16 protein-coding genes and 1 pseudogene are annotated in these 13,845 nt (G+C 35.3%); 12 read left to right on the plus strand and 5 right to left on the minus strand.

Annotated elements, in window-relative coordinates:
• Positions 1 to 8 precede the first annotated feature (8 nt).
• From RT723_RS05735 to RT723_RS05755, 5 genes and pseudogenes are all read left to right on the plus strand, one after another.
• Positions 9 to 848 (plus strand): CheR family methyltransferase, encoded by an 840-nt coding sequence (locus tag RT723_RS05735; RefSeq protein WP_315946227.1) that lies wholly within the window; start codon positions 9 to 11, stop codon positions 846 to 848.
• Positions 849 to 1,178: 330 nt separating this feature from the next.
• Positions 1,179 to 1,516: pseudogene (locus tag RT723_RS05740) on the plus strand (hypothetical protein).
• Positions 1,517 to 1,530: 14 nt separating this feature from the next.
• Complete coding sequence (locus RT723_RS05745) at positions 1,531 to 2,610, plus strand: protein-glutamate methylesterase/protein-glutamine glutaminase (protein ID WP_315946228.1); 1,080 nt, start codon at positions 1,531 to 1,533, stop codon at positions 2,608 to 2,610.
• The gene (locus RT723_RS05750) at positions 2,600 to 3,358 is read left to right on the plus strand and encodes a hypothetical protein (protein ID WP_315946229.1); all 759 of its coding nucleotides are present in this window, start codon (positions 2,600 to 2,602) and stop codon (positions 3,356 to 3,358) included. Before RT723_RS05745 ends, RT723_RS05750 begins: the two co-directional genes overlap by 11 nt.
• Positions 3,359 to 3,499: 141 nt before the next feature.
• Positions 3,500 to 5,770, plus strand: coding sequence for an ABC transporter substrate-binding protein (locus RT723_RS05755; RefSeq protein WP_315946230.1), 2,271 nt, complete (start codon positions 3,500 to 3,502; stop codon positions 5,768 to 5,770).
• A gap of 8 nt (positions 5,771 to 5,778) precedes the next feature.
• Here the strand turns inward: RT723_RS05755 and RT723_RS05760 are convergent, their stop codons facing one another.
• Positions 5,779 to 6,654, minus strand: a complete 876-nt coding sequence (locus RT723_RS05760) for an EamA family transporter (RefSeq protein WP_315946231.1) — start codon at positions 6,652 to 6,654, stop codon at positions 5,779 to 5,781.
• Between the two features lie 259 nt (positions 6,655 to 6,913).
• On the opposite strand from RT723_RS05760, the gene nrtS reads away from it, so the two are divergent.
• From nrtS to RT723_RS05775, 3 genes are all read left to right on the plus strand, one after another.
• On the plus strand, positions 6,914 to 7,162 hold the full coding sequence (gene nrtS / locus RT723_RS05765; RefSeq protein ID WP_315946232.1) for a nitrate/nitrite transporter NrtS: 249 nt from the start codon (positions 6,914 to 6,916) through the stop codon (positions 7,160 to 7,162).
• A 440-nt stretch (positions 7,163 to 7,602) separates the two neighbouring features.
• Positions 7,603 to 8,220, plus strand: coding sequence for an RDD family protein (locus RT723_RS05770; protein WP_315946233.1), 618 nt, complete (start codon positions 7,603 to 7,605; stop codon positions 8,218 to 8,220).
• A gap of 61 nt (positions 8,221 to 8,281) precedes the next feature.
• Positions 8,282 to 8,836 (plus strand): DUF5655 domain-containing protein, encoded by a 555-nt coding sequence (locus RT723_RS05775; RefSeq protein WP_315946234.1) that lies wholly within the window; start codon positions 8,282 to 8,284, stop codon positions 8,834 to 8,836.
• A 55-nt stretch (positions 8,837 to 8,891) separates the two neighbouring features.
• Here the strand turns inward: RT723_RS05775 and RT723_RS05780 are convergent, their stop codons facing one another.
• Entirely contained in the window at positions 8,892 to 9,794 is a 903-nt protein-coding gene (locus RT723_RS05780; RefSeq protein ID WP_216055149.1) for a LysR family transcriptional regulator, read from the minus strand.
• A gap of 172 nt (positions 9,795 to 9,966) precedes the next feature.
• Between RT723_RS05780 and RT723_RS05785 the strand changes: the two genes are divergently transcribed.
• The 3 genes from RT723_RS05785 (at position 9,967) to RT723_RS05795 (ending at position 11,242) form a co-directional block, all read left to right on the plus strand.
• The gene (locus RT723_RS05785) at positions 9,967 to 10,278 is read left to right on the plus strand and encodes a cupin domain-containing protein (protein WP_315946235.1); all 312 of its coding nucleotides are present in this window, start codon (positions 9,967 to 9,969) and stop codon (positions 10,276 to 10,278) included.
• Positions 10,279 to 10,815, plus strand: a complete 537-nt coding sequence (locus RT723_RS05790) for a GNAT family N-acetyltransferase (protein WP_315946236.1) — start codon at positions 10,279 to 10,281, stop codon at positions 10,813 to 10,815.
• Between the two features lie 112 nt (positions 10,816 to 10,927).
• On the plus strand, positions 10,928 to 11,242 hold the full coding sequence (locus RT723_RS05795; protein ID WP_315946237.1) for a DMT family transporter: 315 nt from the start codon (positions 10,928 to 10,930) through the stop codon (positions 11,240 to 11,242).
• A 70-nt stretch (positions 11,243 to 11,312) separates the two neighbouring features.
• On the opposite strand, the gene RT723_RS05800 is transcribed toward RT723_RS05795, so the two are convergent.
• Entirely contained in the window at positions 11,313 to 11,684 is a 372-nt protein-coding gene (locus RT723_RS05800; protein ID WP_315946238.1) for a DUF2956 domain-containing protein, read from the minus strand.
• A 97-nt stretch (positions 11,685 to 11,781) separates the two neighbouring features.
• On the opposite strand from RT723_RS05800, the gene RT723_RS05805 reads away from it, so the two are divergent.
• The gene (locus RT723_RS05805) at positions 11,782 to 12,837 is read left to right on the plus strand and encodes a mechanosensitive ion channel family protein (protein ID WP_315946239.1); all 1,056 of its coding nucleotides are present in this window, start codon (positions 11,782 to 11,784) and stop codon (positions 12,835 to 12,837) included.
• Positions 12,838 to 12,912: 75 nt separating this feature from the next.
• Here the strand turns inward: RT723_RS05805 and RT723_RS05810 are convergent, their stop codons facing one another.
• Entirely contained in the window at positions 12,913 to 13,071 is a 159-nt protein-coding gene (locus RT723_RS05810; RefSeq protein ID WP_216055143.1) for a hypothetical protein, read from the minus strand.
• Positions 13,072 to 13,252: 181 nt separating this feature from the next.
• Complete coding sequence (locus RT723_RS05815) at positions 13,253 to 13,774, minus strand: hypothetical protein (RefSeq protein WP_315946240.1); 522 nt, start codon at positions 13,772 to 13,774, stop codon at positions 13,253 to 13,255.
• Positions 13,775 to 13,845 lie beyond the last annotated feature (71 nt).

Below are 13,845 nucleotides of genomic sequence, written 5' to 3' on the forward strand. Positions count from 1 at the left end.
GGGAAGATATGAGTCAGGCTCGTGGTGATAATGTTCTATTATCTGAAAAAGATTTTAAGTTTATTTGTGAGTTTGTTTATGAGCATACCGGGATTGTATTAGGGGCTAGTAAAAGGGAGATGGTGTACAGACGCCTCTCTCGAATAATTAGAGAAAGGGACTTTGACTCTTTTACCCAGTACTGCCAATTGTTAAGAACAGACCCAAAGGGTGAAATGGATTACTTCGTGAATTCAATCACAACAAACTTAACTAGCTTTTTTAGAGAGAACCATCATTTTGAGTATTTAACTAACACGGAATTACCCAAGTTATTAAAAAATAAAAAAGACAAAAAAATAAGAATTTGGTGTTCAGCATCATCTACAGGCGAAGAGCCATATTCTATAGCTATGACAGTGGTGGATTCTATGTCAGAAAAGCTGTCTAACTGGGATGTGAAAATTTTAGCCACTGATATAGATAGCAATGTATTAACAAAAGGTAGCGAAGGTATATATCCAGATAAAGATGATTTAATGCCTGCAGAATTTAAAAAGCGCTTTTTTAGCTCAGGTACAGGACAAAATAATAAACTGATAAAAGCTAAATCAAGCATTAGAAATTTAATAACATTTAAACAACTTAATTTACTTCATGAATGGCCAATGAAAGGCCCATTTGATGTGATTTTTTGCCGAAACGTAATTATTTATTTCGATAAGGAAACTCAAAATGACTTATTTATACGATTTTATGAATTACTTACTCCCGGAGGTCTTTTGATTTTGGGGCATAGCGAAAATTTAGGGAAGTGCCAACAACACTTTGAAAATATAGGTCGAACTATTTTTAGAAAGCCGGTTTAAATGGATAATAGCCCTAAAAATTTACAAGATTTGGTTGCGAATTATAAAGATAATTGCTTACCAGAGTTCTCCCATATAAATCATTACTGGGATCGGCAACGCAAATGTATCGTTTCTAAAATTTTGCCCGGTGAGTTTTTTATGTCTAAATCCGCAGGATTGATCGCAACTACCTTAGGTTCTTGTATTTCAGCCTGTCTGTGGGATGAAAAAGCAAAAGTTGGTGGTATGAATCACTTCATGCTCCCAATTACAGATAAAGAAGCACACGAAGTTAACTGGGCTAGTCGCGAAAACGTTTCTGATGCAACCCGATATGGAAATTTTGCTATGGAGCACCTTGTAAATATGATTTTAAAACATGGTGGCAGAAAAGTGAATTTGAAAGCAAAGATCTTTGGAGGGGGAAAAGTACTAAAAAAATGTCGGATGTTGGTGAGCGTAATATTCAATTTGTCCTTGAATATTTAAATAACGAAGGTATCGAAATTATTAAATCCGATATTGGCGATATCTATCCAAGAAAAGTATTATTTGACCCACTCACTGGACAAGCATACGTAAAGCGACTGGATAATCTTCATAATGATACAATTGTCCGAAGAGAAATTGATTATCGTTCAGCAATTGATGATAACGAAGTAGGTGGCGAAGTTGAATTGTTTTAACTACAGAAAGAATCATGAATAAAATTAGAGTTTTAATCATCGATGACTCTGCGGTTATTAGAAAAGTCGTAAGAGAATTGCTAACTTCAGACCCTGAAATTATTGTCGTGGGTGAAGCAGAAAATCCACTGGTTGCAAGAGAGCTAATTAAAACCTTAAGTCCAGATATTCTGACTTTAGATATTGAAATGCCAAAAATGGATGGTATTACTTTTTTAGCGAATTTAATGCGATTAAGGCCAATGCCAGTTGTAATGTTGTCTACGTTAACAACGAAAGGGTCAGACATTACACTGCAAGCGCTTGAATTAGGTGCAATTGACTTTATTACCAAACCAAGTGTGGGCACATTATTAGCCACTAAATCACAATTTAAAGATATTTTGATTGATAAAGTTAAACATGCGGTAAATGTCGATCAAAAACAGCATTTTTTAAATAGCAAGTTAATTGAAAATAGTGATACCAGCATATTGCCTTTTTCTGGTTCTCAAAGACGAAATCATATTATAGCGATTGGTGCTTCTACCGGAGGCACTGAAGCCCTCAAAGTTGTTTTAAGTCGTATGCCAAAGAATTCGCCACCAGTAGTCGTAGCTCAACATATTCCTCCAACATTTAGCGAGCGTTTTGCAAATAGATTGAATGAAATTTGTGAGATGACGGTTCAGGAAGCAAGGCATGGTGCCAAAATCAAAGAAGGCAATGTATACATAGCACAAGGTGCAATTCACTTAAAAATAGAAGAGAAGAATGGTGCTTTATTTTGTGTTTTTGATGATTCAGATAAAGTAAATCGACATAAACCTTCGGTTGATGTGTTGTTTCAATCTTTACTCCCTATGGCTGGTAATGTTCAAGCTGTCTTATTAACAGGGATGGGCAATGATGGAGCACAAGGGATGCTAGAATTGAAGCAACAAGGAGCAAGAACGGTAATCCAAGATGAAAATAGTAGCTTAATTTGGGGAATGCCAGGCAGTGCTTATAAGCTATCAGCCCATCAGGAACAATGTGATTTATTTAAGATAAGTGAAAACTTATTAATATATGCAGCCTTAACTCGTGGTGAGATGAATACTAATGAAATTTAATAAATACCTACTTTTTGAAATATCGTTATTAATTATTATTTTAATTAATGATCTGTTTTTAAAGTTAGAATATTTAACAACCTTTACGATTTTAGTGGTAATTTTTTGTCTTTTATATGCAAGTCGCCAAGCTAGAAAAAAAGATATAGCCATTGCTAATCAACATCTCCAAATGATTGAACTTGATAATGAAATTGCTCAGATGTTGGAGTCAGTTACTTGTGCAATAGAGTTTGAAGTATCTGTGATTAATACTGAAATAAATAGAAATAATGAAATAGTTAAAGATGCCATAGAAGGGATTACCAATAGCTTTAAAAGTTTAGAGAAATTGAGTAATGAGCAACGTCTAATGATGAAAGAATTGAATGAACAATCATTACTCATTGCTAGAACTTCGAACAATGGGGATAACTCAAGTGGAACAATTAGCGAAAACAATTCGTTGAAATTATCTCAAATTTCTAATCAATTGGATGAGGCTGTTTCAACAGGAATTAGGTCATTACAATTTGAAGACTTAACCTCTCAAATACTTAACTCAATTAAAAAGAATACTCAAACCTTAGTCGATATTAGTAACGAAATTGCATTAGTGCACAATGTGAAAGGGCCTATTGATATAAGTTTAATCATTAAATTAAAATCGAAATGCCAAGATATCTATAAACAATCTAATCAAAGGAATGAGGAAGTAAAAAGTGTAAATCAAACATCCATGGATGAAGGGGATATTGAATTGTTTTAATTACTTCTCTAGACCTTCGAGTTGCTCCTGCATATCAATAAATTGTACAAATTGAGATATATAATCCATAATCTTTTATGATTTATTTCAACTATTTAAATCATTAGTCTTCAAATAATCCTTAGGCTTACAAATAAAATCATGCATATAAATATTATATTTTCATTATATTTAGCGAGTTTGCTGGTGGCATTTTCCGCATGCGCTGAAAATGAAAAGTCAGTTGTATTACAGTTAAAGTGGAAACATCAATTTCAGTTTGCTGGATATTATGCAGCCAAGCATAAAGGATTTTATAATGAAGCTGGTTTGAAAGTGGAAATAAGAGAGCGTGATTTAAAAACTTCGCCACTAGATGAAGTGCTAAATGGTCGAGCTACATTTGGTATTGCTGACTCAAGCATAGTACTACAAAGGCTTCATAATAAGCCTTTGGTTATAACATCCACTGTTTTTCAACATAGTCCCTTAGTTTTAATGGCTAGAGCTAGTAGCGGCATTCGGAATATCTCTGATTTAATTGGTAAAAGGATCATGTTTCAAAGAGGAGTAGACGATGCCTCTTTATTAGCAATGCTTTCAATCGTTGGAATTGACTCCGACGATTACCAATTAATAAAACATAATTTTGATAATATGTCGTTAATGAATGGTGATTCAGATGTCATGTCTGCATATCTAACTAATCAACCAAATTTATACAGAAATATGGGGGAGGAAGTTGTTTTATTCGATCCTGTAAATTACGGTATAGACTTTTATGGTGACTTAATTTTTACATCTGAAGATGTGATCGGTGAAGATTTAAATAGTGTAGATGCATTCACACAAGCATCACTTAGAGGCTGGTTATATGCGGTTGAGCACCCTGAAGAAATTGTTGATTTAATCATCAAAGAATACAACCCAACAATTAACCGTGAAATGTTATTGCAAGAAGCTGCCGCAACCAAACGTTTAATTAACTCTCATCTAATCCCAATTGGCTCCATGTATAAAATGCGCTTTGAGCGTATCAGTGAAATATATCAAACATTAAATATGGCTCCAAAGAGTGGCACATTAAGTGGGCTAACACTTGACGAATACCGAGAAGACAATAATGTGTTTTTTAGTAAATGGGGAATTATTATTGGCGGGGTAATAATAGTTCTATCCATACTTTTAATCTTTTTTTATTTTTTAAACAGAAAGTTAAATGAGAGAGTAAAAGAAAGAACATTTGCATTAAAAGACTCAAATGATCTATTAGAGCTGCATGTATCTGACATAAAAGAAAAAAATAAAGCTTTAAAATTAGCAATGTTACAAGTAAATCAAGCAAATCAAGCCAAAAGTACATTTTTGGCAAATATGAGTCATGAGATCAGAACACCAATGAATGGAATCTTTGGTTCATTACAATTATTAGAACAAATGCCGTTAGATAAACTTGCCCATGAACTCATAGAAAGTGCTTCTTTTTCAACCAAGAACTTACTGGTAATTATTAATGATATTTTGGACTTTTCAAAGATAGAGGCGGGCAAGTTAAATGTGTCAGATGTGCCGTTTGATTTATATAAGGTTTTAAGCTCTTTACAACAAGATGTGCAGCCTCTGGTTGAAAATAAAGATGTCACTTTTTTTATTAATGTTATTAGCGGTACACATCAATATTGGAGAGGGGATCCTGTACGCGTAAAACAAATACTAATTAATATGGTATCCAATGCGATTAAATTTACGGAAGAAGGGACCGTTGTTGTAAATATTGAAGATAAACAAGGTTTACATATTGATGTTATCGATTCTGGTATAGGTATGAATGCAGATATGATGTCTAGATTGTTTGGTCGATTTGAACAAGCGGATAGTTCAACAACCAGAAAAAATGGTGGAACCGGACTTGGTTTTTCGATAACACGTTCTTTAGTTGAACTGATGGGTGGAACAATGTCGGTTGTAAGTAAAGTTAAGCAAGGCACGACAATAAACATGTTTCTGCCACTGAAGCAGGCCAAGTTTGAGGACATGATTGAGAAAGATTTACCGAACTTCAAATTGTTAAAAACTAAAAAAGTGTTACTGGCAGAAGATAATAAAATTAATCAAATGGTCGCAGTGAAAATGTTGGAATCAATAGGTGTGCAAGTGACAGTCGTTGATAATGGTCAGCTAGCTTTGGATGCGGTTCAAAAGCAAGATTTTGATTTAGTATTAATGGATATTCAAATGCCGGTTATGGATGGGTTAGCAGCTTGTACTGAGCTTAGAAAAACACATAAAGACTTACCTATCGTTGCATTAACAGCAAATGTTATGTCAGACGATATACTGAAATACAAACAAGAGGGGTTTAACGATCATGTAGGTAAACCTATTGAACAAGCATACTTATTTAAAGTGTTAGCTCAATATTTATCAGATTAATCATTAAACTAACTCCACATCACCATTACAGCAGCCACTGAAATTAATGCTAAACCAATTAATTCGTTTTGTTTAACTGGCTGTTTTAACCAGAAGACAGATAACAGAATAGTAAATAATACTTCTATTTGTCCTACGGTTTTTACATAAGCAACATACTGTAACGCCATCGCACTGAACCAACCTATAGATCCAATGCAACTAGTGAAGCTAATAGCTAAAGTCATTTTTTTGTGTTGTTTAAGCTGAGCTACAGTTTCTGGCTCACGGTAAGCAATATAACTAACTAATAAAATAGTTTGTAAACATAATACCCATAACAACACCCAAGCAGCACTAAATGGAAAAGGCACTTCAAGTTGTAAACTGGCCTCACGTACAAATAATGACGTCAGTGCAAAACAAGTTCCAGAGGCTAAACCAATGAATACAGTTTTAATATTTAACGAGCCTTTATTTGTAAAACCGCTTAAAACAAACACCGCAGATGTTCCAATAACTATTCCCAACCAACCTAACGCTGATAATTGGCTGCCAAAAAATAACATGCCCAATACGCCCGCTACCAAAGCTTCACTTTTAGCTAAACCAGATCCAACTGCAAAGTTTTTTTGTTTAAATAAAATCACCATTAAGGAGGTTGCAAATATCTGCATTATTGAGGCAATAACTATATACAGCACAAAGGGTTGGTTAAAGGTTGGTATAACCTGTGGGTTCACCCAATACAAAACTGCGAGATAAGTTGCAGCTATCGGGGTAGCAAAAATAAAACGGGCTAAGGTCACGCCAGAAGTCGTGACATCCTTACTGAATTTACTTTGTAATGCATTGCGCCATGTTTGCATAAAGGCAGCTAGTACGGTGAAAAATATCCAACTCAAAATATACAGTCTATCTAAGTATTGTCATTGTGGTTACAGGTTATCGGGTTGTGGTTTTAGTGCAAGGTTTTGCTGATAGCATTGGGCTATATGTAATATGTTTATGAACCTAATCAGGCATAGTTTGTTTAAGTTAAAAAATTGTTAATTAATAAAACACCTGATAAGTTATTGCCCACCTGAGACCTCCAATATTTGTTCAATCGATGTGATGGTTCTTTAGTTATTCGCAATATTCAAATAAATAAGAGCAAACAATATGACAGAAATCAGCACCACATTTTTAGATTTAGCGTTATCAAAAAAAGTAGCTAGGTCTGCCCTTAAGGTATCAATTCTAGTCGGTTCGTTACTTGCGTTGATAAATCATGGTGCTGCATTTGTTAATATGGAATTTTCTTCTGATAGAATTGCTCAGGTATTACTGACGTATTTGGTACCTTATTGCGTCTCAACCTATTCGTCCGTTAAAGCAATTCAAGGTCATACAGAAAAAATCCAAGACTAATATGGACAGATATAATGGTATCTATGCTTGACTCGTGTATACGTTGAACGGGAAGTAATGTAGTAAAGCCTTGATTAAATTTTATACTGTGCTTTATTATAAGAGTCCAATTTTATGGATTAATGGTTGGAAACTACAGTGTAAAAGGATCAGGGATTTGAAATTATATTTTTACATATTAATCAGTTTGTTTTTGCTTTATATCCTCGGTTTTCAAGTCAACGCCATTTCTTCATCTGGTCGTATAAATGATGTTTTCACACTTAAGTTTTTCGGCTTAGTCTGTAGCGCTTTATATTTTATTTCAGTCAGTGTTGTGTTGATTAGGGTTTCCTATTTCAAAAAAAATGATTAATTCTACAATGCCATATACAGAGTCATTTGCTCGCCTGTATTTGGTTTTAGTCACATTGGGCATAATCTAAATGGAGTGTTTTACAATGGATTCAAATATCGATTTTTCTAATTATACGTTACATGAGTTACAGTCTTCAGCAAAAGCAATTGATAGGGAACTCTACCCTGAAAGAGCAAAATTAATTGATGAACTCATACAGCAAAAACAACAAGAGCCTGAGTATAAAGAAAGTGAAGTGGTTGCCGGAGAATTGGCATCTAGAGGCCATAGATTCGCCGCGGCTATTGTTGATTTTCTAATTATACTCATAGCGTTTGTGCCATTCATTATTTACTTTGGTTTTGAAAGAATGGAAGAAGAAAGTTTAGAGATAATAGCTTCGTCATTTATATATGGGTTAGTGGTTACGTTAATTTTGAATGGGTATCTTCTTTATACTTATGGTCAAACGATAGGTAAACATTACATGGGCATTCGGATTGAAAACTTAGATGGTACCCAAGCTTCTTTCACCAAGATCTGTTTTAAACGTATGTTACCTATGCAAGTCATCGGTATTATCCCTAGCGCAGGGGAAATTATCTCTGTCATCATAAACCCATTATTTATTTTTGGTAAAGAGCAGCGATGTTTACATGATTATATTGCCAAAACAAAAGTGAGTTACGTAGATATCGATAATCAAACGTCAGCGCCGTAACTCGAATGGACGCGCGTCATGGTGTTGCATTCCTATCCAAATAAGTTAAAAAGGTAGAAATATGGAAAAAGCGTTAGAAACGATGATCAATAACATGCCTGAAAAAACGGGTAAGTCATTAGATCAATGGATGGAAATCTTAGCTTCCAAGCGTTTTGAAAAACATTCACATGCAGTGACGTTTCTTAAAACTGAACATCAAGTAACACATGGTTTTGCTAATACAATAGTCACACTTTTCCAAAATCAATCGAGTGACCAAGAAATAACATCAGAACATCTAATTAGCGATCAATACACAGGTAAAGAGTCACTGTTGCCGTTATATGAAAAGCTGATTGATATCGTTAACCAGTTTGGTAATGACGTTGTGATCACCGCCAAAAAAGCCAGCGTCAGTATTATTAGAAAAAATCAATTTGCCTTAATTAAACCCGCAACAAAAAGCAGGATAGATCTAGGTCTAAAACTCAAAGGGATAGAAGTACAAGGCAAGTTAGAAAACTCAGGGCCATTTGGCACTATGTGTACGCATCGGATCCAATTAAAGAGCTTGACCGATATCGACGAGGAAGTTAAAAAGTGGTTAATATTGGCCTATCAGAAGTCGGTATAACCTTATAAGTTAATTGAACAGAATTAGGTTTAATTTGGCTTAACAGTATTAACGGTTAATCGCCTAATTCTGCTATCACAAAGTCAATAAAGCTACGAACCTTACTCGACATATGTTTACGGCTTGGGTAAACCAAATGAACGTCTATATCAATTTTAGGGTAATCCTCAAATAGCTCGACTAACATGTTTTTCTCAATTTCATCTGTTAGGTGAAATAAAGGGATCCGAGTTATTCCTTTACCTGCAATGCAAAGTGCAAGATTCATCTCTCCGCTGTTAGTGACAACTTGGCTATCAACATTTACTTGGGTAGGTCGCCCGTCTTTGTCTGTGTATGTCCAAAGTTTTGGTTGTTTTATATAAGCATAACTTATGGTTTGATGATGCACTAAATCACTGGGTTTTTTGGGTAATCCATTTTTTCTTAGATAACTTGGAGCCGCTACCGTAATAGCTTGTGAGCTCATAAAACGTCGACTTATTAAGCTAGAATCTTCTAATTGCACAGAGGCTCTGATCACAACATCGTAACCTTCTGCCACCATGTCTACCTTGCGGTCCGTTAGCTCTAACTCCAGTTGAACGCCTTTATATAGACTTGTGAATTTAGCCAACACTGGACGTAACTTAGATAAACCAATGTTTACTGGGCAGCTTACACGTAACAAACCTTTCGGTTTTTGTTGTTGTCCGGTCATAAACTGTTCTGCTTGTTCGGCGTCGTTTACAATTTGTTGGCATTGTTGGTAGTAAACCTCGCCTTCAGGAGTAAGGCTTAACGAGCGAGTGGTTCGATTTAGTAGACGTATGCCCAAACGTTCTTCTAATTTGGATATCTCTTTACTGATATAAGAGGTGGAATGTCCGCTTATTTCAGCGGCTTTGGTAAAACTGCCATTGGAGACAACTTCAACAAAAGCGACAATACCTTCTAATAATTTAAAACTAGCTGACATAGACAATCCAAATAAACCTTAAGGTGCATAAGTGTAAATGTAATTTGATTAACTGTTAAATGGAAATAATAAAACTGTGTAACTTATACAAAGTTAACACTGGAAAATATTTAGTTAACACTTGGTAATCTTCTTGGTAGATTGACACGCTCAATACACACTTGGGGACAAGATGAAAATAATAAGACCAAAACAGTTTACCGGCGATAAAGCTTGGCAGGCATTAGACATTGCCAATATGCAAGGCATTACCACTCGGCTACATTGGACAGACCAACCTTATAAATGGCATGTCAATGATGGTGAAGAAGTGTTTGTCGTATTAGATGGTCAAGTCAAGATGTTGTATAAACAAGCCGGTGTGGAACATGCGGCTTTATTAGAAGTAGGCGATATTTTTTATGCGAGCGTTGGCACTGAGCATGTTGCTCATCCACAGGGTGAAGCTCGAATTTTAGTAATAGAAAAACAAGGAAGTGTGTAAATGGACATTAATCCTTCTGAACGATTAAGTTATAAGTTGATGACGGAACAAGACGCACCGCTTTTATTCGAACTCGATCAGGACGTTAAGGTCATGCGTTATATAAACGGTGGTAAAAAGTCGACAATGGACGACATCAAACACCGTTTTATTCCTCGTTTAAATAGCTTTAGTAACCATCAGCAAGGTTGGGGGTTATGGCAGGTTAACGTAACACAAACCAATCAATTTATTGGCTGGATTTTAGTAAGACCTATGTCATTTTTTAGTGACTCACCGGAGTTGGATAATTTAGAGCTAGGTTGGCGTTTTAAACAAGATAGTTGGAGACAAGGATATGCAACGGAAGCCGCGGTAACGGTTAAACAAGCGTTAATCCAAAGCGGATTTACCGGTAAATTTAGTGCCATCGCCGACCCTGATAATGTTGGTTCTATTAATATCATGAAAAAAATTGGCATGCAGTTTATTGAAAAAACCTTACACAAGGACCCGTTGGGTGACTCGATAGTTGTGTATTACCAATGCGATAGTTAATTTACTTTTATAAAAGTTTTGTTAAAGTAACACCCGAAATCAAACGATGTGGGGACGACCTCACCGCTCTATTTTATCAGGGGACGACCCCTACTTATTATAGAGAGTCTATATGTATTGGTTTATCTTATTTATTGCAGGGGTTTTGGAAGCTGGCTGGTTAGTGAGTATTCAAAAGTCCGAATCTTTTACTAATATCCCCTATGTTATTTGCGGTGTGCTATCCATGACACTGAGCTTAATTTTATTTTCAGTTGCCTTAAAAGAGATCCCGATTAACTTGGCTTATTTAGTATGGTTGGCGGTCGGTGCATCGGCGATATCTATCATTAATCATTACTTTTTTAACCAAGCGTTGTCGGTGCCACAAATTTTAAGTTTGTGTTTGATATTTATTGGCGTAGTGGGCTTAAAGTTATTTAGTTAACGGCCAAACAGATACGTTATCTAGTTACTTTATGCGGTAAGACTAGATAACGTTTTATCAGAAACTTTGTTTAATGTACTGTTATCATATGAAAGATGATCCAAGCTAAGGTTATCATCAACATGATATAAGCGAACGACGTATAATAATGTGGTGAACCGGTGTCAGAAGCTTGCATGGTTCGCTGTTTTTTACTGAGTGCTATGTCATGATGTTCATTTTCGTTGAGGGCTAGTGACTCTTGTTTTGCATCTAGTTTTTTGCGCTTTTTATCTAAATCTCTTGCTTTGGCTTTTTGACGTTTTTTATATTCCGTGATGCCCTTTTCAATACCTTTGGCAATGAGCTTAGTTTGTTCTTTGGTTTGATTTGGCTTTTGCGTCGCCTTGGCAATTTGAAAGGCTTGATTTTCCGTTTGTTCTGATATGGAATTTTTAGTCATGTGTTACTTTTTTAATCCAAAATGTGTGAAGAGGTTTTATGCGTCCTAAGAATACGTTAACTTAACCCTTTTCGCATTATTAATCTTATGGGGCTGTATGTTAGAAGACGCGTTGTATTTGTTTGATCCAAACCAAGATTATTTTAGTCAGCTAGTTGCTGTAATTGCCATATTATCTGGTGTGGTTATTTTACGCTTGTTTAAGACTAAGTTGAACAATCAAACATCTGGATCATTTCTAAGTGTTTGTATAGGCGCTATTTATACCCCCGCAAAGTTTTTGTTGATGACCAGTGCCATCTGGTCATTAATTGAAACCAGTGACGTTATATTCTCATTCAACTTGGGATTAGATGAATATGCGGTTTTACAAATACTAATTGCCCTACATGTGAGTTGGTATGGTTTCAGGATTATTAACAACTACGAAAAACTCAGTTTGTCAGGCGATGGTAGCGGTTCGTTAGATCAAACGGCAGTTATAGGGTTAGCTAAAATAGGCCGATTATTGTTAACCTTAATTTTAGTCATCGTTGCTTTTGACCTATTAGGATTAGATGCAACAGGTCTGATTGCTATGGGGAGTGTGTCAGGTGCGGCATTAGCGTTTGCCTCTAAAGACTTAGTCTCCAACTGGTTTGGTGGCATTATGCTGTATTTAGACAAACCGTTTCAAGTGGGTGATTGGATACGTTCACCAGATAGAGACATTGAGGGCACCGTAGAATACATAGGATGGCGTATCACAAAAATCCGTGCGTTTGATAAACGTCCTTTGTATGTGCCTAACTCCGCATTTAACAATATTACCGTGCAAAACCCATCACGCATGACCCACAGACGTATTCAAGAAACCATAACAATACGATATGACGATATGAATTTAGTGAAAAAAATTGTCGATGACATCACCAAATATTTAACTGAGTCTGAGCTGGTGGCGCAAGACCAAACCATTATTGTAAATTTTAATGGTTATGGTGCATCATCATTAAATATTCTGGTTTATTGTATGACCATCACTACAGATTGGGTGACCTATCATCAACATAAACAAAAGGTATTGTTGGATATTGGTGATTTAATACTTGAACTTGGTGGTGAATTTGCTTATCCAACCCAAAGGTTGCAGTTAGAGCAGGCTGAGTCTTAATTTGGGAGTGAGGATTCAGGTTTTAATGTAAAAAAGAGCGCATATCAATGCGCTCTTTTTTGTTGTTAACCAAACTTATTTTTTGCTTGAGTCGTAATCTTGTTCTATAACGTTTAACTCTTTCAATTTCGTTTCTAGTTTATCAACTTGTGTCTTTGATATAATGCCGAAAATGAACCCCATTACGCCCATCGACATGCCCATAATCCCAAAGATAAATCCTAAATTTTCCATATTTACTCCTTGTTAACTTAACGAACCGGATGATTGTTCATGTTATTTAATCTAAGTTTGTTGAGCGCTTTGTGCCAAAAGCGGAAATCTAAAATACTTAATCAAATTAAACAACTATTGTTGCTGTTATAAATATAGTGAACTCAGTTCAATTTTAAAAGAACAATGATTTAAGTATAGGTTAGATTTTTGTGACCAATTTGCCATTATTTATAGGAGGTTGAAGACGTCTCGATTTTAAAGCATATTGACCGTAACTTGGATCAATTAATTTTAACTTATTAGATTTATCGTTTTTACCTAAACCCAATAAGTTTAAGTTCATTTTACCGACAGGTACCGGTAAGCCAACACTGAGTAAATTATAACTTACATTGGATTTACTATTGCGCCATTCAATGTAACTAATATCACCAACTTTAGCATCAATAACAATGCTTTCTCCATCTATATTGAGATTATGAGTCCCTTCAGCTAATAGCATATATGTGTAACCACCAGGCTGCATATTTGTGTGATACTGGTTGTTTACAGAAATTCCTACTTTTTTATTTAAATTAGATGTTAATCCAGTTTTACCATATACATATACTAGGGCTGCATCTTCTGTGTTGACCACTGGTGGATGATTAGGTCCCTTTGCACACCCTGACATAATCAATACACTAAAAATAATAAAGCTAATCCATTTATTAAAGTTCACTAAACATTCCTTTTTATTTATATCTACTTAATCCAAAGTTTCAATAATCGCTCATTATGGAAATCAATATA

This window comes from Psychrosphaera aquimarina (assembly GCF_032461525.1).
GTDB lineage: Bacteria > Pseudomonadota > Gammaproteobacteria > Enterobacterales > Alteromonadaceae > Psychrosphaera > Psychrosphaera aquimarina.

Coding starts and splice junctions, on each gene's coding strand:
- RT723_RS05750 (WP_315946229.1), top strand. CDS start 2,600: ATGAAATTTAATAAATACCTACTTTTTGAAATATCGTTATTAATTATT.
- RT723_RS05800 (WP_315946238.1), bottom strand. CDS start 11,684: ATGACTAAAAATTCCATATCAGAACAAACGGAAAATCAAGCCTTTCAA.
- RT723_RS05755 (WP_315946230.1), top strand. CDS start 3,500: ATGCATATAAATATTATATTTTCATTATATTTAGCGAGTTTGCTGGTG.
- RT723_RS05745 (WP_315946228.1), top strand. CDS start 1,531: ATGAATAAAATTAGAGTTTTAATCATCGATGACTCTGCGGTTATTAGA.
- RT723_RS05810 (WP_216055143.1), bottom strand. CDS start 13,071: ATGGAAAATTTAGGATTTATCTTTGGGATTATGGGCATGTCGATGGGC.
- RT723_RS05805 (WP_315946239.1), top strand. CDS start 11,782: ATGTTAGAAGACGCGTTGTATTTGTTTGATCCAAACCAAGATTATTTT.
- RT723_RS05790 (WP_315946236.1), top strand. CDS start 10,279: ATGGACATTAATCCTTCTGAACGATTAAGTTATAAGTTGATGACGGAA.
- RT723_RS05785 (WP_315946235.1), top strand. CDS start 9,967: ATGAAAATAATAAGACCAAAACAGTTTACCGGCGATAAAGCTTGGCAG.
- RT723_RS05770 (WP_315946233.1), top strand. CDS start 7,603: ATGGATTCAAATATCGATTTTTCTAATTATACGTTACATGAGTTACAG.
- RT723_RS05795 (WP_315946237.1), top strand. CDS start 10,928: ATGTATTGGTTTATCTTATTTATTGCAGGGGTTTTGGAAGCTGGCTGG.
- RT723_RS05775 (WP_315946234.1), top strand. CDS start 8,282: ATGGAAAAAGCGTTAGAAACGATGATCAATAACATGCCTGAAAAAACG.
- nrtS (WP_315946232.1), top strand. CDS start 6,914: ATGACAGAAATCAGCACCACATTTTTAGATTTAGCGTTATCAAAAAAA.
- RT723_RS05780 (WP_216055149.1), bottom strand. CDS start 9,794: ATGTCAGCTAGTTTTAAATTATTAGAAGGTATTGTCGCTTTTGTTGAA.
- RT723_RS05735 (WP_315946227.1), top strand. CDS start 9: ATGAGTCAGGCTCGTGGTGATAATGTTCTATTATCTGAAAAAGATTTT.